The sequence below is a fragment of the Pseudoalteromonas sp. S3785 genome, from assembly GCF_005887365.1.
In the GTDB taxonomy this organism is placed as follows: domain Bacteria; phylum Pseudomonadota; class Gammaproteobacteria; order Enterobacterales; family Alteromonadaceae; genus Pseudoalteromonas.
In genome coordinates this window covers 81,666-105,240 of the sequence record NZ_PNCT01000003.1, presented here as the reverse complement: position 1 = coordinate 105,240, position 23,575 = coordinate 81,666, and the positions used below count along the sequence as shown (strand labels likewise).

Below are 23,575 nucleotides of genomic sequence, written 5' to 3'. Positions count from 1 at the left end.
GCTTAGTATACACTCAAATAAACGGACCCCATAAAAGGCGCTAGCACGATGCGACTGCACGACGACATACATAACTTTTACGAAAAAATTGTGGTTGAAGAAATCATTAAACGTAAACTAGATAAAGTTTACAGTGAAGATGTAATGGCCGATTTTTGTTGTACGGTGCTCAATCAACTTCCCCCTCGCTATATTCGCTACGATGTAGATATGGCATTTTATTTACCGCAAAGTGAACGTATTCACATGGAAGAGCGCGTACAAACCGCTATTGATGTAGCCATTACTCAAATTTCAAAAAAGAAAGACTTAAATGACCAGCCCACTTGATAACGCCCCTACACATGTAAAACTTGCGGTAGATTTAATTATGCTGTTGGAGCAGCACGAGGTTGCTCCAGAGGATGTGTTAAAAGCACTCGAAATTGTAAAAAGTGACTTTGAGCAAAAACAAGCTACCGCTTAGCATTACTCTTTTGTTTGCACCTCGTATTTAGTCACAGTGCCCTCGTGTTTGTTACAGTCTATTTTAATTTCGCCAAACGTGCGTCTTGGGGTTGTTGAGCGACGGCACGTCATTTTTTGTGCTTTACTACCATACTGGCTTATGTACAACGCAACGGTTTCGTCTATTTGTTGCTGTTGCGCCGAAGTAGCCGCGTTATAAAACGTATTATATTGCGCCTGCCAACTTTCAACTCCAGCCTCTTTTGCAACCCCTAGCCAGCCCATGCCCATGTTAGTGGATTGTGTTAAGTACTGCCCTTTTAAAAACATAAACGACAATGTGTATTGCGCACTTTTATAACCAAGCGCTGCAGGGTCTTTTAGGTACATAAAAGCTTGTTTAAAATCTCCTTTTTTATACGCTTTTATGCCGTTGTACTCATGTTTTTTCATTGTTGTGTCATCGTATAAATTAATAGGCGTAGACCCACAACCACTTAATAAACCCACTCCCATTATTGCTGTGATCAGTAAATATCGGCTCATGACTATTCCTTTTTTATTATTTTTATATGCGAGTACCGAATCTGGCTTACAGTTATTGCAAAGCCTGTTACTCTATAAATTAATTTGTATAATTAAAATACTATCATGAGCTTAGCAAGTTTACTTCGGTTATTTTTTCTGGCTGCAATTTGGGGCGCGTCATTTTTATTTATGCGAATGGCAGCAAACAGCTTAGGCCCTGCGGTGTTAATAGAGTTTAGAGTTGGCTTTGCCGCACTCACCCTTTTTATAGTGGCGCTGTATTTAAAACGCCACTTGGCGTTTACTAAGCACACCAAGCACTTTTTTATAATTGGTGCGCTTAATTCTGCCCTTCCCTTTTTACTTTTTGCATACGCAGCGCAAACTATTAGCGCCTCTACTTTATCGATTTTAAATTCTACAGCGCCCATATGGGGCGCGGTGGTGGGTATAATTTGGAGCAAAACCAAACCGACTAAAAGTATGGTTTTAGGTTTGATGCTTGGTTTAATAGGCGTGGCAATTTTAGTTGGGCAAAATCATCTTGTATTAAATACTCATTCACTTATTGCGATTGCAGCAGCGCTAAGCGCCTCACTGTGTTATGCCATTGCATCACATTATACAAAAAATGCCCCTAAGCTTGCACCGTTCGATAACGCACACGGCTCTATGTGGGCAGCCAGTTTTATAGTACTACCCCTTATACTTTTTATGCCTATTCGCGAAGTACCTAGTACCGACGTTATGCTTGGCGTGTTAGCCCTTGGCGTGGTGTGTACCGCACTTGCTTATATTTTATTTTTTAAACTTATTGACGATATTGGCCCAACTTCAGCACTCACTGTCACGTTTTTAATTCCGCTATTTGGCATTTTTTGGGGGCATGTAATTTTAGATGAGCAAATAGGGCCAAATACGTTACTCGGCGCATTATTTGTTATTGTGGGCACTATGCTGGTTACTGGTTTTTTACCACGAAAAAAGCACTTAGCTAAAACAAGCTAAGTGCTTATATCAAGAACTTTTACCAAACGCTTACTTTTGAGCCTTTTTGCTTAAATTTTCAATTAAGTCATGAGCGCTATAGCTGTTGTCGCTGGGTTTAATGCCTTTGCCCATTTTAATGTCAATCAGGGTGTGTACTTCTTTGCGTTTATCATTGTTGCTCACTTGTACGCCTACGCTATTGCTCGGGCGTACACGTGTTTCGCAGGTTAATAAACCACAGTTTCGCTCATATTGCTGGCTGTGTGATGCACTGATAGATGAGGCAGGCGCTTGTGATTTAGACTCAACAAAGGTTTCTTTATTTGTTACAACAAACCAGTCGTAGCCTTGTGTTTGGGTAAGCTCAGCCGCGCGCAATAATGCATAGTCACCGGCATCGGCTACGTTGTTTGACACACTTTTAAACTCGACGCGGTATTGATCGTCACTAATTTTTTGCTCGCTATAACCTTGTGAGCCATTATTAGCTGGGCGGTAGTCGGGTTTTGATGCGCAACCCGCCATAAGTAAAATACTGATAATTAAAATAGATGTTTTCATTATTCACCTCGTTTTATACACATTCTTATTGGTTTAACTGCCACTTTGCGCTAATTGCTTGCTGCTCTTGCGCTCTATCTAGTGGTGCGCCGCTGATCATGCTGTCTATAACAGCATCTAACTCACTGTTGTTAGACGCTGTTTGATATTGCGCGCCATTATTACTTTGCTGCGCGGCTGTTTGCGCTTTAATTTGCCAACCGCTTTGCGTTTTACAAGCAATGCTTGTTTGCGTTGTATTGTTTGAGCTTAGTGCATACTGCCTACAAAGCTCACCTTGCTGATTTTTAAAACTAAGCTGCGCGCTAAATACTGAGCCATCACTTTGCTCATATTTACCACTACTTAGCTGTGTATTAAGGGCTGAAGCTATGTTACTGGCTACTAAATTTTGCGACTCATTGGGTTGTAAATAACTCGTCATTGCTATCCCAAATACCACGGCAACGCTTGCAGCTATTGCTAAGCTTTTATTAGCCGACTGCTTAACCTTTTGCCAAGGCGTTAACGTTACTACATTGCTATTTAACGTGTTTTTTGTCGTTGCTGTATCAAGCTTGGCAACCGTTTTAGCTAATGAGTCACTAAGGGGGGCGTCATCAATACTTGTAGCGTGCTCTTTTACGAGCATGTCTACTTCGCTTAGCTCTGCAAGTCGCATTACTAGTTCATCATCGGTTTCTAGGGCTTTGCGCACTTGCTCCATTTCGTGCTCGCTGAGTTCTGAGTCTAAAAAGGCGCTAAGTGTTTCGTCGTTAATGTTCATACTTGCTCCTTTTTAAAGTCGGGTTTTATTAAATTATAAAGTGTACTGCGTGCGCGCGATAATTTACTCATTACACTGCCTATAGGTATATCGAGTGTATGTGCGACTTCTTTGTAAGCCATGCCCTGCACTGCCACCAGCGATACTATGGCGCGTTGCTCTTCGGGTAATTGCCCAAGTGCTGTATTTACACTTTTAAGCATTTGTTTGTTTTCGAGTGTTTGGTGCTCATTACTTGTAATTGGCTCTGGTAATATATCGGCCTGAGCCGTATTTTGCCTTACTTTGCGTGAGCGGTATTCGTCTATCCACACATTACGGCAAATTTTAAACGCCCATTTAGCTGGCTCAACGTCATCTGGAATGCCTTTTACTAATAGTTTTTCAATTGTTATTTGCACTACATCGTCTGCATCTGCTTTACTACCCGTTAGCGAATAGGCAAAGCGCCTAAGCATGGGCAATAAGGTTTTTAGAGTTTCGTTCATTGATTTTTACCCCTTTTATAAAGAAGACGATTCAAAAAAACATTTATTCCCAAATAATCAAAATAATTTGAATAATGAAATATTTCTATGTGTTAAACGTTAACTAAGCAGCATGATAAATTTAATAGAAGTAACCCACTATGAATATTAAAAACACGCGCGTTAAACACATAATAGCCACTTCGCTTTGCATATTTAGCGCAACGAGCTCTGCCAATATAGTGAGAGTCGATCAGGTGCTTGGGCAGCTAAACCCTATAGAGCAGCGTATTGAGCAAACTATAGAGCGAGCACAGCACCTGCCGCTTCCAGTGCCTGTACCACAAGTTTCGATTGATGAACTAAAAGCGCAGATAAGTGAGCCTATTAGCAGCTTACCTAATGTGCTTAACATTAATATAAATAGCCAAAACACCGCATTTGTTGAAGTAGAGCTAGAAAACGGCTTTAGAGCAATAGAGCGCCAATGGTTATTAATGACAAATAGCCAACAACTTAATACCCTAAAACAGCAAAATATAACCATCGTATCGGTAAAAAATTACAACGCACTTAATATGAGCTTAGTGCGATTTAACGCCCCCCAAGGTGTTAATTCTAAAAGTGAGTTATTAAAAGCACTTAACCTAGATGAGTCTGCAATACTTGACCGAAACCACATTTACCAAGCACAAACAGGCGAGCCTACCTTAAAAGTAACGCAAAATAAGCCTATTGCGCCTTACTGCACACAAAGCGTGAAAATTGGCATGATCGACAGCGCCATTAATACCAAACACAGTGCTTTTGAAAGTGCAAATATCACTACGCAAAGCTTTTTACCACAAGGGTTAAGCTCGCCAAATTTACACGGCACCGCCATAGCGGGCTTAATTACAGGTAAAGGCGCAAAACTTAGCCCGCTTTTAGGCAGTGCCAAGCTTTACAGCGCCGAGGTGTTTTATAGGCAATCTGACTATGCACAAGGGGCTACATTATTTGCCATAGTAGAAGCACTTAACTGGCTAGTTAGTAATAAAATACCCGTAATAAATATGAGCCTAACGGGGCCCAATAACGCAATTTTAGAAGCAAGTATTACTGCTGCAATAAAGCAAAACGTGTTAATTGTAGCTGCTGCAGGTAACCAAGGGCCAGCATCACAGCCGTTATACCCAGGCGCGTATAAAAGCGTGATAGCGGTAAGTGCTATTGATTCAAAAAACCAAATTTATAGATGGTCAAATAAAGGCGATTACATAGACTTTGCAGCCCTTGGTGTAAATGTTGTTACAAGCCAAGGCAATGGAAAATTTGGAAGGGAGTCGGGTACGTCAATGGCGGCGCCGCATGTAAGCGCGGCGTTAAGTTGTTTATTGTTAAAACATGGTAATAATAAAACCAAAGCACTTAACGAGCTTACATCGCTTGCCAAAGATTTAGGCGAGCAAGGCAAAGACACCACCTTTGGTTATGGCGCCATTTACCCACCTAAAAGTGCACTTTAACTGACGCCGATAAAACCGATTGCGTATAGGTATTGCTACTAAGCTTTGATTGATAATCGCCATATTCAGCCTCGGCTATGAGTGTTACGTGCTCAAATACCGCTACGTTATAAAACGCATTAACTACATTTCGGTGCTCATCTCGCGACGGTATTTGCTCAAAAAAATCATCCGTTGTTTGCTCATCGTAATCTTTATTTTGATACCGCCAGCCAGCCCCCACTTTGTTAGCCACATTAAAGGCCGTAAATTTGTGCGTAACTTTAGTAGTAAAACCGTAGCCGTTAAAGTCGTATTGGTTGTCGTCGGCGTTTTCTTTATCGGCACTTAGCGCTGCCATTAACATGGTTTGGCCATTATTTATAAAATGATAAAGCGCCACATCGCCGCCTACGCCTTCGGCATTACGTGCTTTTGCAGTAGCAAAACGTTTAGCTTTGGTTTTTATGCTCATACGCAAATACGTATACGGGTTTAAAAAATGACCATAATAAGCACTGGCTTGGTTGAAGTGTAAAAATGGTTCGCCATCTACATTTGCTTTTGCACCATCGTAACGAACTCCTAGCTCATGGTTATTAAAGCTATAGCTGCCATCTAAACCATATTGATGCAGGCCTAAATCGTATTGATCAAACTCATCGTAGTCTTGTTGTTCAAACTTATAGCTTGAAGTTAATTTAGCGCCTTTGGTTAATTGCCATTTTGCATTAACACCGGCTGCGGTTTTTATGCCGCTGTCGCTTTGCGACGAAATATCGTCAAGCTCCTGAACAGAGAGCGCCGAGTTACTTAATACCCCAACTTCTGCATCTGCATTTACCTCAAGGCTGCTTTTAAACGGTTTAGTTTGCTCAAGTGTTTTAACGTGGTTAGTTTGTGCAAGCACCGCTTGGGCACTAAAAACACACAAAGTGGCGGTTATAACTGCTTTCATATTTATTCTCCAACAGACCGAATAGGTTTCCCTATTCGGCATTTGTGCAAACACACTTAGGCCGTATTAAAGGCCTAGGTCTAAATCGTTAGTAATGTTGGTAACTACTTCACTTGCGGTGCTAAGTGCTACATCGTTACTAATTTGATCAGTGACCGCTGCACTCACCTGCCCGCTAACACTTTGTTGTACCGTGCTTTGTAAACTACTAACCGTACTGTCTTGCACACTGGCAATTAAAGATTGCTGAACACTGCTTACTACTTCATTACTGGTATTAATTGCATCACCCACTTGCAGTGCAGAACTCACTGAGTTTGCAGCCGTATTAGTAATTGCTAACTGGTTTGTAAGCTCACCCGCATTAAGCGCATTTATTGCATCAGCTTGTGTTACTGAATCACTAGCGCTGCTCACATTTGAAAGTAACGAGGCATCGGTTGGTGTATCGGTAGTGCCTTCCTGTGCAGCTTGTTCAGAGGTAACAGAAAGTAATGACGACTGGCTTACAGCAGTGGTTAAATTACCCGCCGATGAGGTTAACTGCGCTGTTGCATCAAGCGCTGTATTGGCTGTGGTATTGCCTGTGGCATTTAAAGACGAAGCCGATGCGTTCAATGAGTTATTTAAAGATCCGCTTACAGATGCAACTAATGAATTTGCAGGCTCTACGGCCTCGCTGCTTTCTTGCGTTGGAGTTTGCGTGTTATTCGCCGTTGAATCTGTGTTTTGCGAGTCATCAGCCGTTACCTGTGTATCGTTAGATACGTTTGACTCGTTGCTACCACTGGCTGTTAAACCGTTTTGTGAAAGCACAATAGATGAAGATGATTGTTGCTGCGCCGACGTTGACTGAGATATTTCAATATCAGCGGCGTGCACTGCACCTGTAAAAGTACACACACCGCTTAACATCATTACGCTTACAATTTTATTTAATTTAGTCATTGTTTTGTCCTCTAGTTTGTCGGATTGACATAAAGAAGACGATTTACAAAAAACCTTTATTCCAAAAACAAATAAAAATTTGTAGTAACGTTAATTAATTACTTAGTTTTCATATTCTTAAATATAAGTTACTCGTTTACTGCGTGTGCGTTTCACTGTTTTGGATCAGCAATAACAGCTCGGCAGTGGCGGTAGCATCGGCCAATGCGCGGTGATGGCTGGTTAAATTCAAATTAAAATGCGCGCTAAGGTTACCTAGCGAATACGACTTTAACCCTTTAAATGCTTTGCGCGATTCAACCACGGTGCACATTTTTGGCATTTTAAAAAAGTGCCCTGCAACCTCGCACTCTTTTTTAATAAAGCCGTAATCAAAGTTTACGTTATGGGCTACAAAAATACTGCCTGCGAGTTTATCTAGTAGTGGCTGTGCAATTTCTGCAAATACAGGTGCGTTGTAAACCATGCCATCGCTTATGCCGGTTAGTTTAGTAATAAAGCTTGGGATATGGCGCTGCGGATTAATAAGTGTCGTCCAGGTATCTATTACTTTACCGTGCTGTACTTTAACTATGCCAATTTCGGTAATGCGGTTACCGCCTTTTAAGCTGCCGGTGGTTTCTATATCAACCACGCTGTAAATACGGTTTGGGTCTACAAACCATTTAACTGCGGCAATATGTACCGTAAAGCCTACATTTTTTAAATTATCAATAGTGATAAGTTGGTTGCGCCTAAGCTTATCGCCTGGGGCTTTTACCTCTTCAAAATGTACTTGGCCATTATTAATAACCATTAAATCGGGGTAGCCATCTTTTAGCTGCAAATACTGTTTGCTCATGGCCGTTAAGTGCGCAATTAACGCCTCAAGCGGGCTGTTTAAAATAAGTGCCTCTAGTGGCTCTAATAAATTGCTGCGCCATCTAAATAAGCCATTGGGCTGCTCAAAGTATTGCGCGGCATGTTTACATACCAAATTAAGCAGCGCCTGATTAGTGCTACAACTTTTTAAACGTGCGTTAATTTGCGTACTTTGTGCTTCATAAAAATTACCAAGCTGCAAAACTTGCGGGTAAATATCAAATTCATTACACGGCGGGTATGGCGACTCTATAAATAACTCGTGCCAAAATACTAAACCAAATAAGCTTTGCCATAAGGTGTTTTCGGTATTAAAAACCGTTAACCCTTTTGCGGTGTAATGCTCATTTACGCCTTGCTCTACATCGCCTCGGTAAATTTCGTCAATTTCCAGCACACATTGGGTATCGGCTAGCATAGTGCTTAAGCGCGAACGCATTTGTTTATTAAATTTACGCATTAAAAAGTCATCAGCAAAGTACAGTAAATCGTCGCTGAGCGGGTTTTCTATTATTTGCTCTAGTTGCGCTTTTACCCACTCTTTATTACCTAAGCGGTATTGCTCTCTTATTTGAATTTCTTGGGCTTCGGCGTAATCGGTGCAGCCTTCTAGTAGGCTAAAGGCAAGTTCGCTATCGGTATTTTTAAGTTGTTTATACAGCCTAACCAGCAGCTTGTTTTTAATATCGTGCGCTTGTGCACCGTTTGCCGGTTGCGCTAAAACTAAATGCGCAAGCTCGGTGTAAGGTGTTTTGTTATCCAAGGTTTCAGCTTCTGTATTACCGGCTGTTTTGCCAATGTTTTTAAACGCTAAACGGTAACGGTTTAAAACATAATTAGATTGCGCCTCAGCGAGTGTATTAAAGCGCGACAAGCTCTCGCTGTGCCCTTCGCGGGTAGCGGTTAACCCTAAATCGCGCATAACAAAGCGGTTTTGATGGTTTACATCGCCACTACTCAAGCGCCCTGCAAATAAAAACTCAAAATACTCGTAATAATCTTTACGGTTATTAATGACATACTGGCTATATAAAGGGGTAAGATCATCTGCGCGCTCACTAAAAAATTGGCACGCTATACTAACTAACTCCCCTTTAGCTGCGCTTTTTTTAAAGCTTACTTGCTCACTGTAATTACTTAGTAACTCCACCAGCATGGGCTTGGTTAAATGCGCTATAAGAAGCGTGTTATGCTGCGCGTTTGGTTCATATAAAATGCCCGCTGTTTTTAGGGTATAAATAGCCTGATGCGGCGAGGTTATTTCTTCGTAATTAAGCGATTGCGCCTGCACTAAATAAGGCTTGCGCGAATACACACGCGCCAACATGCATTGGCTTTGCTCATCTAGTTGGTTAATTTTACTAATAAATTGGCTGTGCTTGGGCTCAAGTAAATGCATACATTTACTTGTTACAAACTCAATAAGCTCTCTAAAATGCGCTAAATAGTATTTTGCTGGTAATTCTTTTTTCATAACATCGCCACAACTGTATATAAAAACAGTATCTAGCATTTATGCTTATTATTCAATCTTAAACTTGTAACTAAAACACGCTATAGTGGGCTTATAAAAGTAAATTTATTAAAAATAAAGGACTTACCATGAGCGCGCACCCGTACGATGTTTTATCACTCAATAACGGCGCAAATATTATTTTTACGCCTTGCTCAGGGCCTGCTGACCTTTCAGGATTAAATTTGTTCAATCTAGGGGGGATTTAATCGCGGCGCGAGGCTTGTAACCTAGTGGGCTCGATAACTGCTCCTGCGTTATTCTAATGACTTACATCCATGTAAGAATAAGTAAAAGCCGAGCAATGCTTCCGCGTCCTGCTCACGCCCCTTACCAACATCCATGTTGGCAACAAAGAGTCAATCCCCCTAGGCAGAACCCTTCGGGCAGCGCATGTTTGCCATTTATACTGCGTTATCGCCTATTAATGGGGAACAACCACACTACATAAGCTCTGCCTTGCCTAAATACCAAACATACTGCTGCAAAATTAACCTCGAAAGATAAGCAGGCCCCAGTACAAAAACACAAAACCTAGCGGATTCAATTGCTACATTAAAGGCGGCTGGCACTCACATGCTGCTATCGCTTATGCCGCAAAAGGAGCTTGAAAAAAACAACGTAGAAAGCATTAATAGTGAGTGCAAAAAGCACGGTATAACATGGTTTCATTTACCTATAAATGACGACGAAGCACCAAAACAGCCTTTTACATCAAGCTGGAACACCCACAAAACCGACATATTACAAGCCATACAACACAAACAAACCATTGCCATACATTGTAAAGGCGGCACTGGTCGCACAGGGTTGATGGCTGCACTTATTTTAAATTCGGCAGGTTACACAAAAGAAGAGGTATACAACCTAGTACAAGGTATCCGCCCTAAAGCACTCACTATAGAATTGCAAAAAGATTACTTTAATCACTTTGAGGTGTGAGGGAAAACTGGGGAATATGTTAACGCTAATGGTTAGTTACCTTTAATAAACTTTGCCACTTATTGACGGTAACTAATCGTTATTATGTAAATCAAAAAGCCCCAAAATAGAAAAAAGCCAAAACTGCAGGCCTAAATGTGCTTTAAATTTTTGGCAGACCACATAGCAAATTGTCGATGACGGCAATTAAGTACACCTCACTCTCCTTAAAACTAATGCCAGCATAGGGTAATCGCACTTTACTAAAGTTAGCTAAAGAATCGCGAAAACTAAGTGCTTTGCGCCTCTTTGATACCAATCCGCTTAATTAAGTGATCTGTTTTAAGGATTGGTAATACAGTTGCTATTAGACTTGCAAACTCATGTAATAAAAACGATCGTCTTTTCTATCGACTGCAAACCCGATGCGGCTATATAATTTAAATGCAGGGCTACGCTGAAATACTTTGAGGTCTATGAATTTGACACTTTGTTGACGAGCCATATCAACTACTTTTGCAATAACATGAGCACCATAACCTTTGTTTTGATAAGTAGCTGCAATTTGAATGTCGCGAAGTTGGCAACGCCCTTCTTCATACGATAAACGCACAACACCTATGTGTTCACCCTTACACAAAATATCAAAATTTTTGAGGCTTTTGGTTGCTTGATAAACGTCTTCTACATCCCAATCTACCGCATACATTTCGTAATAGGGTTTCATATTGTTAAACGTAAAGTGTGCGGCAGCCTTTAAGTCTTCAGTAGCAACAAGCTCTAGCATCCATCTAGCCTCCAAAAAAATTAATACTCAAAAAACTAAGTAGTCACTTTAATTGAATAAGCTCAACTGCGCTATAAATTGCGCGTGCTAATAACTTTAGCGGTTAAAAAAACTAACGTAAAACAGCAAAACTACTTATAGTTAAACGCCCATTAATTGGATCGCAGGCATAACCGTTAGCCGCATTTATATTACCGGAATGCAATAAGTTGCTTGGATATATAACAACTCGATTTAGCTTTGCCTCTACACTGGAAATTTGCTCAAACAAAACTGTGCTGCCATTTATGTAATGTGGGTTTTTATGAAGCTTTTGCGCCAAGGCTTGTTGCTTTATAGCTTGCCTATAAGGCATGAGTCGCTCTTTTGTTATGCGTTCATACCCTAGGGCTTTATGTTTATAAAAAGAAGTACCCCCATGTGTTTCATCACATAAAAAATGCACCATAGCGAGTTGGTTCATATTGGGTGTGTCAAAATGAGGAATCATCTGTATTGGCCTGAGTTCATCAGGCTCAGTACATGCAATTGAAAAGGCAGAAAGTATTACATCAAACTCGCTTTTATCTGCCATATCAAAGTGTGAATTAATAATTGGCGCCAGTGCTTTTAACTGCTCTATATAACTAAGCGGTGCTGCTTTTCTTACTCCCGGGTAAAAGTCACTTTCTTGTGTGCAAAATGTTTCCCTCGCATTTTGAGAAAATACAGCAAAATTAATAAGTGCATCTACATTATTTACAAAATCATCAATAACAATAATTGGGGTTTTTTCTTCCCCTACAGTGTGTATGTGTAACACCATATTTTTGTTAAGTGTAAAATCAATCATTGGCTAAATTAAGCACCGCATTTTTACGCTCTATTAATGGGTATACCTGGCCAAGTGAGGTTATTATTGTATAAATAGCAGGTAATAAAGCACTTTGATGTAAAAGCGTAATTTGCTCACTATTAAGTTGTGCGAGTTTTTCTTGATTAATAGTGTATAGGCCGTTTAACTTTGTTTTTTTGTTATTTTCAAACGTTACTTCAAGCGATAATCGCTGTAGTAGTTCATATTTTAACAAGGTATCAATTAGCTTTTTATTATCTATTTCGCCTTGTAATAAATGCCCTAAACACTGCTTTATTTGTTTTAAATAGCCACTTTCTTCAGCGCTTTGGGTATAAATTGGTTCTAAATTATTTTCTCTTTGCGCAGAGTTATCAACTACTGCAGGGCTATTCAAATTAATACACACAGGGTATTGCGTTTGCTGCGCATGAGTATCACCAACAAAAAATGGCTGACGCTGTAACTGAAGCGGCAAATATACGCCCTGCCACTGCGATTGCTGATAAAACAAGTTCTCATGTTGCTCAAAGCCTAATAAAGCATTGAGTGTAAACTCGCCTGTTTCTGAGTTTTTTGCAAAAACTATAGGCTGCTGAACTGCAATTTGGCTAAGCTCTGCCATAACAACGGGGATCATATTAAGGTTTTTAGCGTGTGATTGTGCTTTTTGTGTGTCTATTTTTATATGCTGATGAGCACTTTGCTCTAATGCGACTAAATTTTCCATTCGTGTCTCTTTATTGTTTTTATGCGTAAATTTTTAAGCTAAATAGCACTAAAACCATGGTGCTTAATTTTATTAAGCAGCTCTCGGTTACTAGGTAAGTTTGTGACTGCTTGGTTTATCATGCTCTTATTTTTATCAAACTGACTTTTAGCGAAAACAGTGTCTTTAAGCATATAGGCAGTTGTGCTGTAATCACTTTTAAAGCCCATACCGTATAAAACATATTGATAACTCGCCGCTGGAAACACCTCATTATTACTTGTAAAGTCGTGATCAGCAGGAGCGCGGTATTGCCATAACTTCATTAGATCTTGTAAGCTTTGAGGAATCGTTTTTGGGTCTCTGTTGTCGCGCCAAAATGCGTTATCGTCACGGTCTGACAAAATATAATGCAGTTTTAAAAAGTCGATTATTTTTTCCCACCTATAGATAAACGTCTCGTTAAAGCGTTTGGCGGTAATATCCATAATATCTCGGGTCTGGGGGAGCTGTTCGCTGATCATCTGTGCTGACATTTCTACTAATACCAATGCAGAAGCTTCTAATGGCTCTAAAAAGCCAGCCGAAAGCCCAACTGCAACACAGTTATTTTGCCAAAAGTGTGAGCGATGGCCACTTTTAATAGGAATTTTTCTAACTGTTAACGACTCTATTTTATCGCCTACATACGCTTTAAGCTTTTCTCGTGCTTGAGCTTCGCTACTATATTTACTCGAATACACGTAACCTACACCACGGCGATGCTGTAACCCTATATCCCATATCCAACCCGCTTCTTGCGCTGTTGAAATTGTGTGAGATGCAATACTCTCATCTTCATTATCATAAGGGACTTGCACTGCTAAGGCGGTATCAATAAATAGCACGTCATCGCAAGGCATAAAAGGAACCTTATAATGCTCGCCTAATAACAATGAAGAAAAGCCGGTGCAATCAACAAATAAATCACCGCTAATTTCACCTTGTTGCTTTGTGGTAACGCTTGCAATATCGCCATTTTTAGTGCTATTAACTTGCGTCACATCGGCTAAAATATGTTTAACGCCAAGCTGTTGAGTACAATGCTTTTGTAAAAAAACGGCAAATTTTGCAGAGTCTAAATGGTAGGCATAATTGGCTATAGCTGCGTATTCTGGGGTGCGAATTGTTTTAGGAGCAAGCCCTTGTTCACAAATAGCTTCTTGGTAACACACTGCATTTGAAAAAGATGCTGACTCAGCGGTGTTATTTAACCAATGGCCAGCCATATCTGTTTTTGAAAAGCCCTGTGGCAAAACTAATGGGTGATAATAAAAATCATCATTGCTGCCATCCACCCATTTGGCGAATTTTGCACCTTGCTTAAAACTTGCTTCGCACTCACGTATAAAGTCGGTTTCGCTAATGCCAAGCGCTATTAAAGTACTGCGCATGGTAGGCCAAGTGCCTTCGCCAACACCTATAATTGGTACATTAGGAGATTCAACGAGTACAACATTAAGACCATCCGGGGTATTACTTTTATGGTGCGCCGCTAAACGGCCGGCTGTTAGCCAGCCCGCTATACCTCCACCAACGACAACCACTGTTTTTATTTTTTTATCTTGCTGGTTCATACTTGTTACCTAAAAGGCATAGTTAAAAAGTGGCCATTACTAAATGTAAAAGCCACTTTATTAATTAAAGTTAAAAACTACCGCGAACACCTAACGCAAAACGTCGCCCGCTATCTTCAACCAATAATAATTGGTTAGAAAAACGACCACGCTTGTGTACGTATTCTTCGGTTAAGTTAATACCTTCAAAAAATACCGATACATTTTCGGTAATGTCATAGCTGCCACTAGCATCAAGTTGTGCGTAATCTTCCACAATTGTCACGCCATCACCATTTAGCTGCGTTAGTGACTGTACAAAACTATCGCGCCAGTTATAGGCTAAACGCGCTTGAAATGGGCCATTTTCATAGAAACCAACCACATTATAAGAGTCGCTTAAGCCTGTTAATGCAAATACTTGAGTTATATCTGCAGGGTCTAGCTCTGCATCGCTGTCTACAAACGTTGCATTAACCATAAAACCAAACCCACTATCAAAACTGTGTTGTAAGGCTATTTCCCATCCATCAACAATCGCTGATTCGCTATTATTTGGTAATGTATTAGTAAATACAGCCGTTGAGTCAGCAGCGTCAGGGTTATCTACATCGTTACCTGTAGAGGGGTCAGTTAATAATCCGCCATCAGACAACTCAAAGGTTAAATCTTCGGTCGTATTAATAATGAAGTTAGCAACATTTTTTCTAAAATAACCCGCAGATAAATAACTAGCATCAGCGTAATACCACTCTAATGATAAATCTAAATTATCAGAGGTAAATGGCTCAAGCGCAGGGTTACCAGAGCTTGATGTTAAATTGCCGCCTTGGCGAGTTGTTTCAATTACTGTTACAGGCGACATACTATCGAGTGTTGGCCGTGTAATTGATTGCGATACAGCAGCACGTGCTATTAGCTCATCGCTTATTTCAAGCTTTACACTAAAGTTAGGTAAAATCGCTTCGTAATCTGAACTTGCTGAAATATTTTCTACGGCGCCAAAGTTAGCAAGCATTTCCGTTTTATCTAGAATGGTTAACGCGCTCACCGGCTCGTCTGTGCCTTTTACTTCTACATCGGTGCTTTCGTATCTAAAGCCGGCTGTTGCGTATAAAGGCATGCCTGCAAGTTCAGCTTCAAAATCAAATTCTGTATAAAACGAGAAAGTATCTTCAGTTATCTCAAACGACTTATTACGTTTAACTGCATCAAAACTAATAGGCTGACCATTCGCCGCAGCTATTTGTTCAAGGTACGCAAAATTTGCCTCGCCATCGTGTGCAAGCCATGACGTTGGCATACGACCGCTGCCGCTTACATCAGATAAAAAGTCATCTCCTGCGTCAAATACAAATTGCGCTAAGCCATCCATACTTGGGTCATCTGGGTAACCACAAAAAGTACAGTGAATACCAACACCTTCGTTATCCCAACGATCAAGGTTTTTAGTTTCAGTTGAATACATAGCACCAAATTTGACCGAAACTAGGCCTGAAGTACCATCGTTATGCCAAATGCTATCCCAACGAAACTGATCCACAGTATCTTCTACAGCCCAACCACGACGTAGCATTACATGTGCTCGGCTGTTGGCAGTATCTAAATGATTTGATACGCCATCAGGTGTAACCGCAGGATTATAAGCAACACCGTCAAGCTCTTGCTGGCCGCTATAAATGTTAGGGTTAGCAGAGGCAAACTCACTCGCATAAGGTAAAATACCGCCATCCAATTCAAATCGAACTCGGTTAGCATAGCCAATCAACGATAACTGATCGCCACCGCCGTTATTAGCCTCACGCTCGGCTTTTGAATGGCTCAAATCAAACTTCATATTTAAGTTATCTTTTACATGCCAATCAAAGTTTAAGCCTAGTGCGCTAGAGCTTGTTAAGCGGTCAAACTTTTTAGCGTGCATATCGGTAGCAAGGCCTACCTCTTGATATAAATCAACCACTGTGCCATTTTCGTCTACAGTTGGCCCTGCAGCGCCGCCAAAGCCTTCTAGGTTTGGCGCCGTAAACCAATGCCCATAAGACGTGGTGTCTGCTTCAACATCAAAATCAGAATAAAGCCCATCAGCTGTTATTACTAAATCATCTGAAGGTGCATACTGTATAACTAAATTTGCATTAGTGCGTGTACGTGTTTCTGTAGTGACTTTATGATCGTAGTTACGCGGCGAAAAAATATTACCGGTATATGTTTGCCCGCTTTGAGTTTGCGGGTTTGGGACGCCCACGTTTTCTAACCAACCGTCTACCTGGGCCTGGTTTAAGCGTGTTTCGCGCTCCTGTCGAGAAACTGCAAACAACACACCCAGTGTGTCATCATTAAACGTATTGCTAATTAAGCCAGAAATCTCGGGGGTAGTTTCTTCACTATTTTCATCGTAAATACCTTTAACACTGCCCGCAACTTTAAAACCGCTAATTGCAAATGGTCGCGCTGTATTTACATTTACTGTTGAACCAATACCACCAGATTGCATAGTGGCCGTTGAGGTTTTAAATACATCTAAGCTTTTAACCAGCTCGGATGCAATGGTATCAAAGCTAAACGCACGGCTTTGATTTTCAGATGCCATTTGGCGTCCGTTTACCAAGACTGTATTAAACTGCGGGCCAAAACCACGTACCGTAATGAGCTGCCCTTCACCGCCTGAACGGTCTATTGAAACCCCGGTAATACGCTGTAAAGACTCAGCTAAATTTGTGTCAGGAAATTTACCAATGTCTTCTGCTGAAATGGAGTCGACCACGCCACCCGCTTCTCTTTTGGCATCCATAGCTCGGCCAAGCGAGCCTCTAATTCCGCGTACTTCAATTATTTCTGGTTCTTGTGCTGCTGTCTCTGCTGCTGCAGGAAGCGTTGCCATTGTGCTTAGTACAGCTAGTACAGCACTCGACACGCCATTTTTTTTATAGTTAGCCATGTTGTCAGTTCTCTCGAAACTTGGGTCTATTAAAATAGATATTTGCCCATCTTCGCTAACATGCGGTTGCAACCCTGTGCCATCGAGTAAAATCTGTAACGCGTTTATTATTGAATACTCGCCAGCAATAGTATTTGTTTGTAACTGCTGAATTTTATCCAGCGGAAAAAGCAAAGTAATATCGGCTTGCTCGGCAAAATTTATTAGCGATAAATCGGCCCTTTGTCTCGGAATATTAAACACTGCTTTATCGTTTACAGCGCTCGCTTTTACCTCGGTGGTGAACAAGCTAAAAACCAGCACATAAAGCGGTAAACAAAAAGGCAAATGTAAATACTCCTTGCGTATAGTTTTTGGCCATACACAGAACAAAGACGAGTGACTTTTTATTTTCCTCCATAAATATTTTTTATTTTTTTTAAATAAATTATTTTTTTGACTAGCCATGCTAAATTTTTTTATGCCTTTATTGTTTTTATTTTTTGCGCTTTTAACTGTATTTTTATTACAAAAAACATACAGCCCACATTGTATTTTTTTACTTATTAATTAAAAGGTTAAAGTTTTAAACGTAAATACTAAGTACCAAGCAGGGTATTTATAATGGCAAAAACTGTAGTACACTTCGCCTTTACATTACAAGCTTTATACCCTGTGCGGTTAGTGAACATTAAATTTAAAAAATAAAAAGCTGATTTATTTTTTAAATTTAATAGCGGATTTTTTCTTACCATTCGTCTTAGTTTGTATTGGCAAAACAATAACAATAATTGCCGTAAACACACACACACGAGACACAAACTAAATGACGAAAAACACACTTTTTTATAAGGTCTATTTGGCCTCGCGCAAAAGTCTCTCAAATGTAGTTGCACGTATAGTGCCGCCACATGAAATTGAAGATATAGTGCAAGAAACCTATGTGCGAATTTGTCAGATTAAAAACACTGAAAATATAACTTCACCAAAATCTTTTATTTATAAGACGGCGCGAAATTTAGCGCTCGATTACCAAAAGCAAGCCAATATACGCCTAGTCGATGGCATCGACAACATGGAAGCGTTAGAGCAAATCTTAGCGGAACACCAGCAAGACGAAATGTATGAAAAAGCACTAACCGATAGTGAGTTTTCAAATTTTTGTGAAGCCATACGGCTTTTACCCGTGCAGTGCCGTAAAGTGTTTGTATTAAAAAAAGTGTATGGTTATTCGCAGCGAGAGATTGCTGCTCAATTAAACCTTAGTGAAAGTACCGTGGAAAAACATATAGCAACAGGCATGAAACGTTGTACGCAGTTTATGCGTCAATCTACAAATAGTGTTTATGGAAATAAGAGTACTTCTTCGCAGTTAAATGCAGGAGGTAGACATGAGTAATGTTCATCATATAAACGAGCGAAACACGAGCGACGATGCGCGCCTTGATAAGGCAAGCGAGTGGCTAGCTAAACTTGACCGTGGTTTGAATAAGCCCGAGGAGCATGCGCTGCAGCAATGGTTAGCGCAATCTTATAAAAATGTAGAGGTGTTACTAGAAGTAGCACAACTGTGGGACAAAATGGACGACCTCAGTCGTTTGTCAGATCTATTCCCACAAACACCGGTAAAACAAAAGCGACTCCCTGTGTGGTTAGGTGCAACAGCTGCTTCTATTTTATTAGCTGTTGCACTTAGCTTTTTTCAAGAAGCATTTAACTTTTCATTTTTTTACCCAGTAAATCAATCAGCAGTAGTTGCTAAAAAGCTTAATTTTCAAACCGACGTAGGTGAAAGTAAGGACATACTGCTTCCTGATCAAAGTAAAATCACCTTAAACACAAATAGCTTTGTTCAAGTGAGGTATACCCAACACTCTCGCGTAATAAATTTACTGCGTGGCGAAATTCATATAGATGTAGCTCACGATAAAACGCGCCCTTTAAGTGTAATCGCCGGTGATAAAGTTATTCAAGCTGTTGGTACTGCATTTAATGTAGAAGTTGGGAAAAAACAAATAGAGCTCATTGTAACCGACGGCAAAGTACTTGTTGCAGAGCAACGTACTAAGCAGTTACCAAACCTCTCCCAAAGTGGAACCAATAAACAAGGTCACTATTTATCAAATAGCTCAACTTCAGTATCAAAGGGAGAAAAACTTGATTTAAGCTTTAAAGGTAAAATTGCTAAAGCCGCTGTAAAAGTAGACCCAGTAGAGGTAGCTGCAAGTTTATCGTGGCGCAAAGGTAGTTTAATTTTTAGAGGTGAGTCACTAGCTGAAGCTATGGCTGAAATTAGCCGTTATACAGATATAGACTTTGAACTCTCAGAAGATGAGCGCCTAAAAAAAGTGCAAGTGGCGGGCATGTTTAAAACAGGTGACATTAAAGGATTGTTAGAAGTTTTAAATAACAACTTTAATATTGATTATGAAAGAGTTAGCCCCGATAAAATTCGTTTAAAATACGCAGCACCACACGCCTCAATATAGTAAAATACACAATAATAAAAATCAGGACACACAATTATGACATCACCTCTTTCGCCGAGCAGTAATAGCTCGGCGCACACATTGGGCACATGCTCTCTTTTTTACGTAATTTTTATCTCTGCCGTGGCTGCTATTGGTGGCTTTTTATTTGGTTTTGACTCGGGCGTTATTAACGGCACGGTGTCGGCACTCGGTAATGCTTTTAATTCAAGCAGTGTGGCTACAGGCTTTAATGTAGCCTCGGTATTATTAGGGTGCGCCGTGGGGGCACTTGCAGCGGGGCCGCTGGCTGATAAGTTTGGCCGCCGTGCAATTATGATCATCACCGCGATTATTTTTGCTATTAGCGCGTTTGGCTCAGGCATAAGCGAAAGCTCGGCCGAGTTTATTTTTTACCGCTTATTTGGTGGTTTAGGTATTGGTGCTGCATCGGTATTGGCGCCAGCTTATATTGCAGAGGTTGCGCCACCTGCCCTTCGTGGTCGTTTAGCTACACTACAGCAACTCGCTATTGTATTAGGTTTATTTGCTGCGTTTTTAAGTAACTATTTAATTGCTGATGCTGCTGGTAGCGCGCAAAATATTTTAATGCTTGATATAGCCGCTTGGCGCTGGATGTTTTGGGCTGAGCTGGTGCCTGCAATACTGTTTTTAGTGGGTGTGTTGTTTATTCCTGAGTCGCCTCGTTATTTAGTGGCGCAAGGTAAAGTGGACGATGCAAAAACGGTATTTAGTAAAATTTCGAACGACAACGTTGATGCGCAAATAAGCGATGTTAAAAGCTCTTTACATAGCGATAAAAAGCCGAGTATTCGTGATTTATTTATTGATGGCAGTAAAAAAGTACACCCGATTGTATGGGCAGGTGTTGCGCTGAGTGTGTTTCAGCAATTTGTAGGTATTAACGTGGTATTTTATTACGGCTCTGAGCTTTGGCAAGCCGCTGGGTTTGACGAGTCGCAATCGTTATTTATAAATGTATTAGCAGGTACAACTAATATTGTATCGACCTTTATAGCTATTGCCCTTATTGACAAAATTGGCCGTAAACCACTGCTATTAGTAGGCAGTATTGGTATGTTTATCAGCTTAAGCGCGCTTACTTATATATTTGGCAGCGCAGGTCTTGATGAAGCAGGCAAACTTGCTCTTAGCGATAACATGGGTACGCTTGCGCTTATAATGGCTAACTTATTTGTAGTATTTTTTGGCTTAAGTTGGGGCCCTGTTGTATGGGTGTTATTAGGCGAGATGTTTAATAACCGTATTCGCGGTGCAGCGCTTGCTGTTGCAGCAAGCGCTCAGTGGGTTGCTAACTTTGCCATTACCATGACCTTTCCTATTATGCTGGCTAACATTGGCCTGGCAGGTGCGTACGGCTTTTATGCGTTATCGGCACTTATTAGCATATTTTTTGTGGCTAAATACATTACAGAAACCCGTGGTAAAACACTTGAGTCTATGTAATAGGCCTAATTAAAAGCGGTGATATTAACCGCCAGCTAAAAAGGTATCGGGTGCTAATTACTTTGCACCAAATCAATAAATATCAATGAAATGGAGCAATCAGGCTGAGGTATGTCTGTTGTTTGGAGAATTTAAATGGTTACCGAGTTTACACCAATAGCCGCAGCGATAGGTGGTGCTTTAATAGGAATAGTGTGTGCACTATTACTTATTCTATATGGGAAAATAGCTGGCATATCTGGCCTTGTTAAATCTGTGTTTAACAAACACACGACTGAGTCGCGCTGGAAATTATATTTTATTGTAGGGCTATTATTGGCCGGTATTGCGGTGCGAATATTTGCGCCGTCTTTATTAGAAGGTGAGCTGAGCTTATCTCCTGTGCTTATTGTTGTAGCTGGGCTACTTGTTGGTATGGGTACCTCGCTCGCCAATGGCTGTACAAGCGGCCATGGCGTATGTGGTATGTCGCGTTTTTCTACCCGCTCGTGGGTTTCAACATGTATATTTATGGCCGTGGCTATAATTACAGCAAACTTGGTGGGGTAAAAATGACTGCATTAATTCATGTTGTTTTAGGGTTTATGTTTGGTTTAGGGCTCATTATTAGTGGTATGACCAACCCCGACAAAGTACTTAATTTTTTAAATTTTCAAAATCAATGGGATGGCAGTTTAATTATTGTGATGGCTGTTGCTATGGGAATAATGATGCTTGCGTGGTTTTGGGTAGCTAAAAAAGATAAACCACTACTTGGTGAAGCTTTTACATTAAGTGACGTTAAAAACGTTAGTCCTCGGCTAATAACTGGCTCTGTTTTGTTTGGCTTGGGCTGGGGATTAAGCGGAATATGCCCAGGTCCGGGCTTAGTACAACTTACCTCACTAAAAATGGAGTATTGGTTATTCTTTGCAGCCGTACTGAGCGGTATGTGGATAGCTAAAAAAGTATAAACTTAACTATTACTGCTTATCAAAACTGGCAGCTATAAGCTGCCAATTTTAACTACTGTAATAACCTCTCTACTCGTTTGAGTATTGACTGCCCATTTTGGGGCATAACATGCTGCTTACACCATAAAGTTTACAACTAAGTGAACAAATAATCTGTTGCGCCGTATAAACAGCTTAACGTTACTCATAATAAGCCATAACCATGAAACAGCTCTCATCACTTTTTGTATTTAATGCGTTATTTTTAACGGCAAATGCGAATGCCAGTTTAAATTGGTATGTAGTAAACGACTCCGTAATGGGCGGTGTATCTAATAGCCAAGTGAGCCAAACTGCTACAAGTTTAATATTTAAAGGGAATGTATCGCTTGAAAACAACGGCGGTTTCGCATCAATACGTACCGAACTTGACACCCAAGGTCAAAATGCTAGCGCTATAGCGCTGCGGGTTAAAGGGGATGGCAAAACCTATCAGCTAAGACTTAGAACATCCGACTACCTTGATGGGCCAGCCTATATGCACTCATTTAACACAACTAAAAATGGATGGATATTCACTTTACTCAACGTGATTTTACGTTAACTTTTCGTGGCCGCGTGCTTGAACAACAACCAACTATTAATTTTAATGACATTAAACAACTAGGCTTTTTAATTGCAGGTAAACAAGAGGGTGAATTCAAACTTGAGGTAAGCAAAATCGAGTTTAAAAGCTAACTTATAAGCCCTAAGTTGTTAAATTGTATAGCTATCGCCACGCCTTTTAATTTCACTAATAACCAGCTCAATCATTTGCTGCTTTATGGCCGCTTGCTCTGATTTTAATTCCATGAGTTGTAGTTCAAGCCTATCTATTTGATCTTGCTGTTGTGTATTTTTATATTTTTTTGCACCTAGGTGATCAGCATCTAAAGCTGAATTTGCATCACTTTTATTTAGCTCATAGGCGCTACTATTTACTGATAAACTTCGCTGAACTGGGCTTTGCTTAAGTTTATTAATTTGCTCTTGTAATGCAACAATTTGACCTGTGAAATGTTTATATACTTTTTCTAAGTTTTTATACTGGTTGCCAAACGTTGCGTTATCTTCGCTGTATTTTTGTGCTTTAGTATCTAAAAACTTTGATAACACATAGTTTGGTTCTTCCTCACTCTCTTGCTCGGTAAGTTGTTTATCTGGCTGCTTTAGAGGCTGAGAGTTATTACTAAGTACTTTATAGGAAATGGGAGACGGTGAAATATTCATTACTTTATCCCTAAAATAGTGTGTCACTATTATAGGTATCGACCTATTAATAAAATCCTTGAGTAAATTTTATTGTTAGCCAATAGCAAAAAGCCCCACTTTATTAAAGTGAGGCTTTAGTAGTTTAT

Annotated in this window: 22 protein-coding genes and 2 pseudogenes; 11 read left to right on the top strand and 13 right to left on the bottom strand. The window is 40.3% G+C overall.

Features of this window, described 5'->3' with window-relative positions:
* Positions 1 to 48: 48 nt before the first annotated feature.
* Positions 49 to 330, top strand: coding sequence for a late competence development ComFB family protein (locus tag CWC17_RS00990; protein WP_055013926.1), 282 nt, complete (start codon positions 49 to 51; stop codon positions 328 to 330).
* Positions 314 to 466 carry a pleiotropic regulatory protein RsmS gene (rsmS, locus tag CWC17_RS00985; protein ID WP_024033713.1) on the top strand — a complete coding sequence of 51 codons (153 nt, stop codon included), beginning with the start codon at positions 314 to 316 and terminating at the stop codon, positions 464 to 466. Before CWC17_RS00990 ends, rsmS begins: the two co-directional genes overlap by 17 nt.
* A gap of 2 nt (positions 467 to 468) precedes the next feature.
* On the opposite strand, the gene CWC17_RS00980 is transcribed toward rsmS, so the two are convergent.
* Positions 469 to 993 (bottom strand): SEL1-like repeat protein, encoded by a 525-nt coding sequence (locus CWC17_RS00980; RefSeq protein WP_138611846.1) that lies wholly within the window; start codon positions 991 to 993, stop codon positions 469 to 471.
* A 105-nt stretch (positions 994 to 1,098) separates the two neighbouring features.
* Between CWC17_RS00980 and CWC17_RS00975 the strand changes: the two genes are divergently transcribed.
* A complete protein-coding gene (locus tag CWC17_RS00975) occupies positions 1,099 to 1,983 on the top strand; it encodes a DMT family transporter (RefSeq protein WP_138611845.1) in 885 nt (294 codons plus the stop codon).
* A 30-nt stretch (positions 1,984 to 2,013) separates the two neighbouring features.
* Here the strand turns inward: CWC17_RS00975 and CWC17_RS00970 are convergent, their stop codons facing one another.
* Genes CWC17_RS00970 through CWC17_RS00960 form a run of 3 tightly spaced genes read right to left on the bottom strand, consistent with a single transcriptional unit; the run spans position 2,014 to position 3,780 of the window.
* Positions 2,014 to 2,526, bottom strand: a complete 513-nt coding sequence (locus tag CWC17_RS00970; RefSeq protein WP_138611844.1) for a CC0125/CC1285 family lipoprotein — start codon at positions 2,524 to 2,526, stop codon at positions 2,014 to 2,016.
* A 25-nt stretch (positions 2,527 to 2,551) separates the two neighbouring features.
* Positions 2,552 to 3,292: an anti-sigma factor family protein gene (locus tag CWC17_RS00965; protein ID WP_138611843.1), complete on the bottom strand. Its 741-nt coding sequence runs from the start codon at positions 3,290 to 3,292 to the stop codon at positions 2,552 to 2,554.
* Positions 3,289 to 3,780: an RNA polymerase sigma factor gene (locus CWC17_RS00960; protein WP_138611842.1), complete on the bottom strand. Its 492-nt coding sequence runs from the start codon at positions 3,778 to 3,780 to the stop codon at positions 3,289 to 3,291. Before CWC17_RS00960 ends, CWC17_RS00965 begins: the two co-directional genes overlap by 4 nt.
* A 140-nt stretch (positions 3,781 to 3,920) precedes the next feature.
* On the opposite strand from CWC17_RS00960, the gene CWC17_RS00955 reads away from it, so the two are divergent.
* On the top strand, positions 3,921 to 5,267 hold the full coding sequence (locus CWC17_RS00955; RefSeq protein ID WP_138611841.1) for a S8 family serine peptidase: 1,347 nt from the start codon (positions 3,921 to 3,923) through the stop codon (positions 5,265 to 5,267).
* Here the strand turns inward: CWC17_RS00955 and CWC17_RS00950 are convergent.
* The 3 genes from CWC17_RS00950 to CWC17_RS00940 form a co-directional block, all read right to left on the bottom strand.
* A complete protein-coding gene (locus CWC17_RS00950) occupies positions 5,251 to 6,204 on the bottom strand; it encodes a hypothetical protein (protein ID WP_138611840.1) in 954 nt (317 codons plus the stop codon). The genes CWC17_RS00955 and CWC17_RS00950 overlap by 17 nt on opposite strands.
* 66 nt (positions 6,205 to 6,270) lie before the next feature.
* Entirely contained in the window at positions 6,271 to 7,152 is an 882-nt protein-coding gene (locus CWC17_RS00945; RefSeq protein WP_138611839.1) for a RodZ family helix-turn-helix domain-containing protein, read from the bottom strand.
* Positions 7,153 to 7,288: 136 nt separating this feature from the next.
* Positions 7,289 to 9,526, bottom strand: coding sequence for an exonuclease domain-containing protein (locus CWC17_RS00940; protein WP_138611838.1), 2,238 nt, complete (start codon positions 9,524 to 9,526; stop codon positions 7,289 to 7,291).
* Between the two features lie 513 nt (positions 9,527 to 10,039).
* Between CWC17_RS00940 and CWC17_RS00930 the strand changes: the two are divergent.
* Positions 10,040 to 10,468, top strand: a pseudogene (locus CWC17_RS00930) (phosphatase domain-containing putative toxin); the annotation flags it as partial.
* A gap of 346 nt (positions 10,469 to 10,814) precedes the next feature.
* Here the strand turns inward: CWC17_RS00930 and CWC17_RS00925 are convergent.
* The 5 genes from CWC17_RS00925 to CWC17_RS00905 form a co-directional block, all read right to left on the bottom strand.
* On the bottom strand, positions 10,815 to 11,234 hold the full coding sequence (locus CWC17_RS00925) for a GNAT family N-acetyltransferase (protein WP_138541673.1): 420 nt from the start codon (positions 11,232 to 11,234) through the stop codon (positions 10,815 to 10,817).
* A gap of 112 nt (positions 11,235 to 11,346) precedes the next feature.
* A complete protein-coding gene (locus tag CWC17_RS00920) occupies positions 11,347 to 12,066 on the bottom strand; it encodes a DUF6445 family protein (RefSeq protein WP_138611837.1) in 720 nt (239 codons plus the stop codon).
* On the bottom strand, positions 12,059 to 12,799 hold the full coding sequence (locus CWC17_RS00915) for a SapC family protein (protein ID WP_138611836.1): 741 nt from the start codon (positions 12,797 to 12,799) through the stop codon (positions 12,059 to 12,061). The genes CWC17_RS00920 and CWC17_RS00915 overlap by 8 nt, the downstream gene beginning before the upstream one ends.
* A 38-nt stretch (positions 12,800 to 12,837) precedes the next feature.
* Positions 12,838 to 14,394, bottom strand: a complete 1,557-nt coding sequence (locus CWC17_RS00910; protein ID WP_138611835.1) for a tryptophan halogenase family protein — start codon at positions 14,392 to 14,394, stop codon at positions 12,838 to 12,840.
* Positions 14,395 to 14,464: 70 nt separating this feature from the next.
* On the bottom strand, positions 14,465 to 17,758 hold the full coding sequence (locus tag CWC17_RS00905) for a TonB-dependent receptor (RefSeq protein ID WP_171042059.1): 3,294 nt from the start codon (positions 17,756 to 17,758) through the stop codon (positions 14,465 to 14,467).
* Between the two features lie 358 nt (positions 17,759 to 18,116).
* Between CWC17_RS00905 and CWC17_RS00900 the strand changes: the two genes are divergently transcribed.
* The 6 genes and pseudogenes from CWC17_RS00900 to CWC17_RS00875 all read left to right on the top strand — a co-directional run bounded on the left by CWC17_RS00900 (position 18,117) and on the right by CWC17_RS00875 (position 22,916).
* Positions 18,117 to 18,689, top strand: a complete 573-nt coding sequence (locus CWC17_RS00900; protein ID WP_171037653.1) for an RNA polymerase sigma factor — start codon at positions 18,117 to 18,119, stop codon at positions 18,687 to 18,689.
* Positions 18,682 to 19,779, top strand: a complete 1,098-nt coding sequence (locus CWC17_RS00895) for a FecR family protein (RefSeq protein WP_138541677.1) — start codon at positions 18,682 to 18,684, stop codon at positions 19,777 to 19,779. Before CWC17_RS00900 ends, CWC17_RS00895 begins: the two co-directional genes overlap by 8 nt.
* A gap of 36 nt (positions 19,780 to 19,815) precedes the next feature.
* Entirely contained in the window at positions 19,816 to 21,246 is a 1,431-nt protein-coding gene (locus CWC17_RS00890) for a sugar porter family MFS transporter (protein WP_138611834.1), read from the top strand.
* A gap of 135 nt (positions 21,247 to 21,381) precedes the next feature.
* A complete protein-coding gene (locus CWC17_RS00885; protein ID WP_138541679.1) occupies positions 21,382 to 21,795 on the top strand; it encodes a YeeE/YedE family protein in 414 nt (137 codons plus the stop codon).
* Positions 21,796 to 21,797: 2 nt separating this feature from the next.
* Positions 21,798 to 22,199 carry a DUF6691 family protein gene (locus CWC17_RS00880; protein ID WP_138541680.1) on the top strand — a complete coding sequence of 134 codons (402 nt, stop codon included), beginning with the start codon at positions 21,798 to 21,800 and terminating at the stop codon, positions 22,197 to 22,199.
* Positions 22,200 to 22,395: 196 nt separating this feature from the next.
* Positions 22,396 to 22,916, top strand: a pseudogene (locus CWC17_RS00875) (CIA30 family protein).
* Between the two features lie 18 nt (positions 22,917 to 22,934).
* Here CWC17_RS00875 and CWC17_RS00870 read toward each other — a convergent pair.
* The gene (locus CWC17_RS00870) at positions 22,935 to 23,447 is read right to left on the bottom strand and encodes a hypothetical protein (RefSeq protein ID WP_138611833.1); all 513 of its coding nucleotides are present in this window, start codon (positions 23,445 to 23,447) and stop codon (positions 22,935 to 22,937) included.
* Between the last annotated feature and the right edge of the window lie 128 nt (positions 23,448 to 23,575).

What these genes read in the sequence shown, in the direction of transcription:
- CWC17_RS00990 (WP_055013926.1), top strand. Translation starts at nt 49, where the DNA reads ATGCGACTGCACGACGACATACATAACTTTTACGAAAAAATTGTGGTT.
- rsmS (WP_024033713.1), top strand. Translation starts at nt 314, where the DNA reads ATGACCAGCCCACTTGATAACGCCCCTACACATGTAAAACTTGCGGTA.
- CWC17_RS00980 (WP_138611846.1), bottom strand. Translation starts at nt 993, where the DNA reads ATGAGCCGATATTTACTGATCACAGCAATAATGGGAGTGGGTTTATTA.
- CWC17_RS00975 (WP_138611845.1), top strand. Translation starts at nt 1,099, where the DNA reads ATGAGCTTAGCAAGTTTACTTCGGTTATTTTTTCTGGCTGCAATTTGG.
- CWC17_RS00970 (WP_138611844.1), bottom strand. Translation starts at nt 2,526, where the DNA reads ATGAAAACATCTATTTTAATTATCAGTATTTTACTTATGGCGGGTTGC.
- CWC17_RS00965 (WP_138611843.1), bottom strand. Translation starts at nt 3,292, where the DNA reads ATGAACATTAACGACGAAACACTTAGCGCCTTTTTAGACTCAGAACTC.
- CWC17_RS00960 (WP_138611842.1), bottom strand. Translation starts at nt 3,780, where the DNA reads ATGAACGAAACTCTAAAAACCTTATTGCCCATGCTTAGGCGCTTTGCC.
- CWC17_RS00955 (WP_138611841.1), top strand. Translation starts at nt 3,921, where the DNA reads ATGAATATTAAAAACACGCGCGTTAAACACATAATAGCCACTTCGCTT.
- CWC17_RS00950 (WP_138611840.1), bottom strand. Translation starts at nt 6,204, where the DNA reads ATGAAAGCAGTTATAACCGCCACTTTGTGTGTTTTTAGTGCCCAAGCG.
- CWC17_RS00945 (WP_138611839.1), bottom strand. Translation starts at nt 7,152, where the DNA reads ATGACTAAATTAAATAAAATTGTAAGCGTAATGATGTTAAGCGGTGTG.
- CWC17_RS00940 (WP_138611838.1), bottom strand. Translation starts at nt 9,526, where the DNA reads ATGCTAGATACTGTTTTTATATACAGTTGTGGCGATGTTATGAAAAAA.
- CWC17_RS00925 (WP_138541673.1), bottom strand. Translation starts at nt 11,234, where the DNA reads ATGCTAGAGCTTGTTGCTACTGAAGACTTAAAGGCTGCCGCACACTTT.
- CWC17_RS00920 (WP_138611837.1), bottom strand. Translation starts at nt 12,066, where the DNA reads ATGATTGATTTTACACTTAACAAAAATATGGTGTTACACATACACACT.
- CWC17_RS00915 (WP_138611836.1), bottom strand. Translation starts at nt 12,799, where the DNA reads ATGGAAAATTTAGTCGCATTAGAGCAAAGTGCTCATCAGCATATAAAA.
- CWC17_RS00910 (WP_138611835.1), bottom strand. Translation starts at nt 14,394, where the DNA reads ATGAACCAGCAAGATAAAAAAATAAAAACAGTGGTTGTCGTTGGTGGA.
- CWC17_RS00905 (WP_171042059.1), bottom strand. Translation starts at nt 17,758, where the DNA reads ATGGCTAGTCAAAAAAATAATTTATTTAAAAAAAATAAAAAATATTTA.
- CWC17_RS00900 (WP_171037653.1), top strand. Translation starts at nt 18,117, where the DNA reads ATGACGAAAAACACACTTTTTTATAAGGTCTATTTGGCCTCGCGCAAA.
- CWC17_RS00895 (WP_138541677.1), top strand. Translation starts at nt 18,682, where the DNA reads ATGAGTAATGTTCATCATATAAACGAGCGAAACACGAGCGACGATGCG.
- CWC17_RS00890 (WP_138611834.1), top strand. Translation starts at nt 19,816, where the DNA reads ATGACATCACCTCTTTCGCCGAGCAGTAATAGCTCGGCGCACACATTG.
- CWC17_RS00885 (WP_138541679.1), top strand. Translation starts at nt 21,382, where the DNA reads ATGGTTACCGAGTTTACACCAATAGCCGCAGCGATAGGTGGTGCTTTA.
- CWC17_RS00880 (WP_138541680.1), top strand. Translation starts at nt 21,798, where the DNA reads ATGACTGCATTAATTCATGTTGTTTTAGGGTTTATGTTTGGTTTAGGG.
- CWC17_RS00870 (WP_138611833.1), bottom strand. Translation starts at nt 23,447, where the DNA reads ATGAATATTTCACCGTCTCCCATTTCCTATAAAGTACTTAGTAATAAC.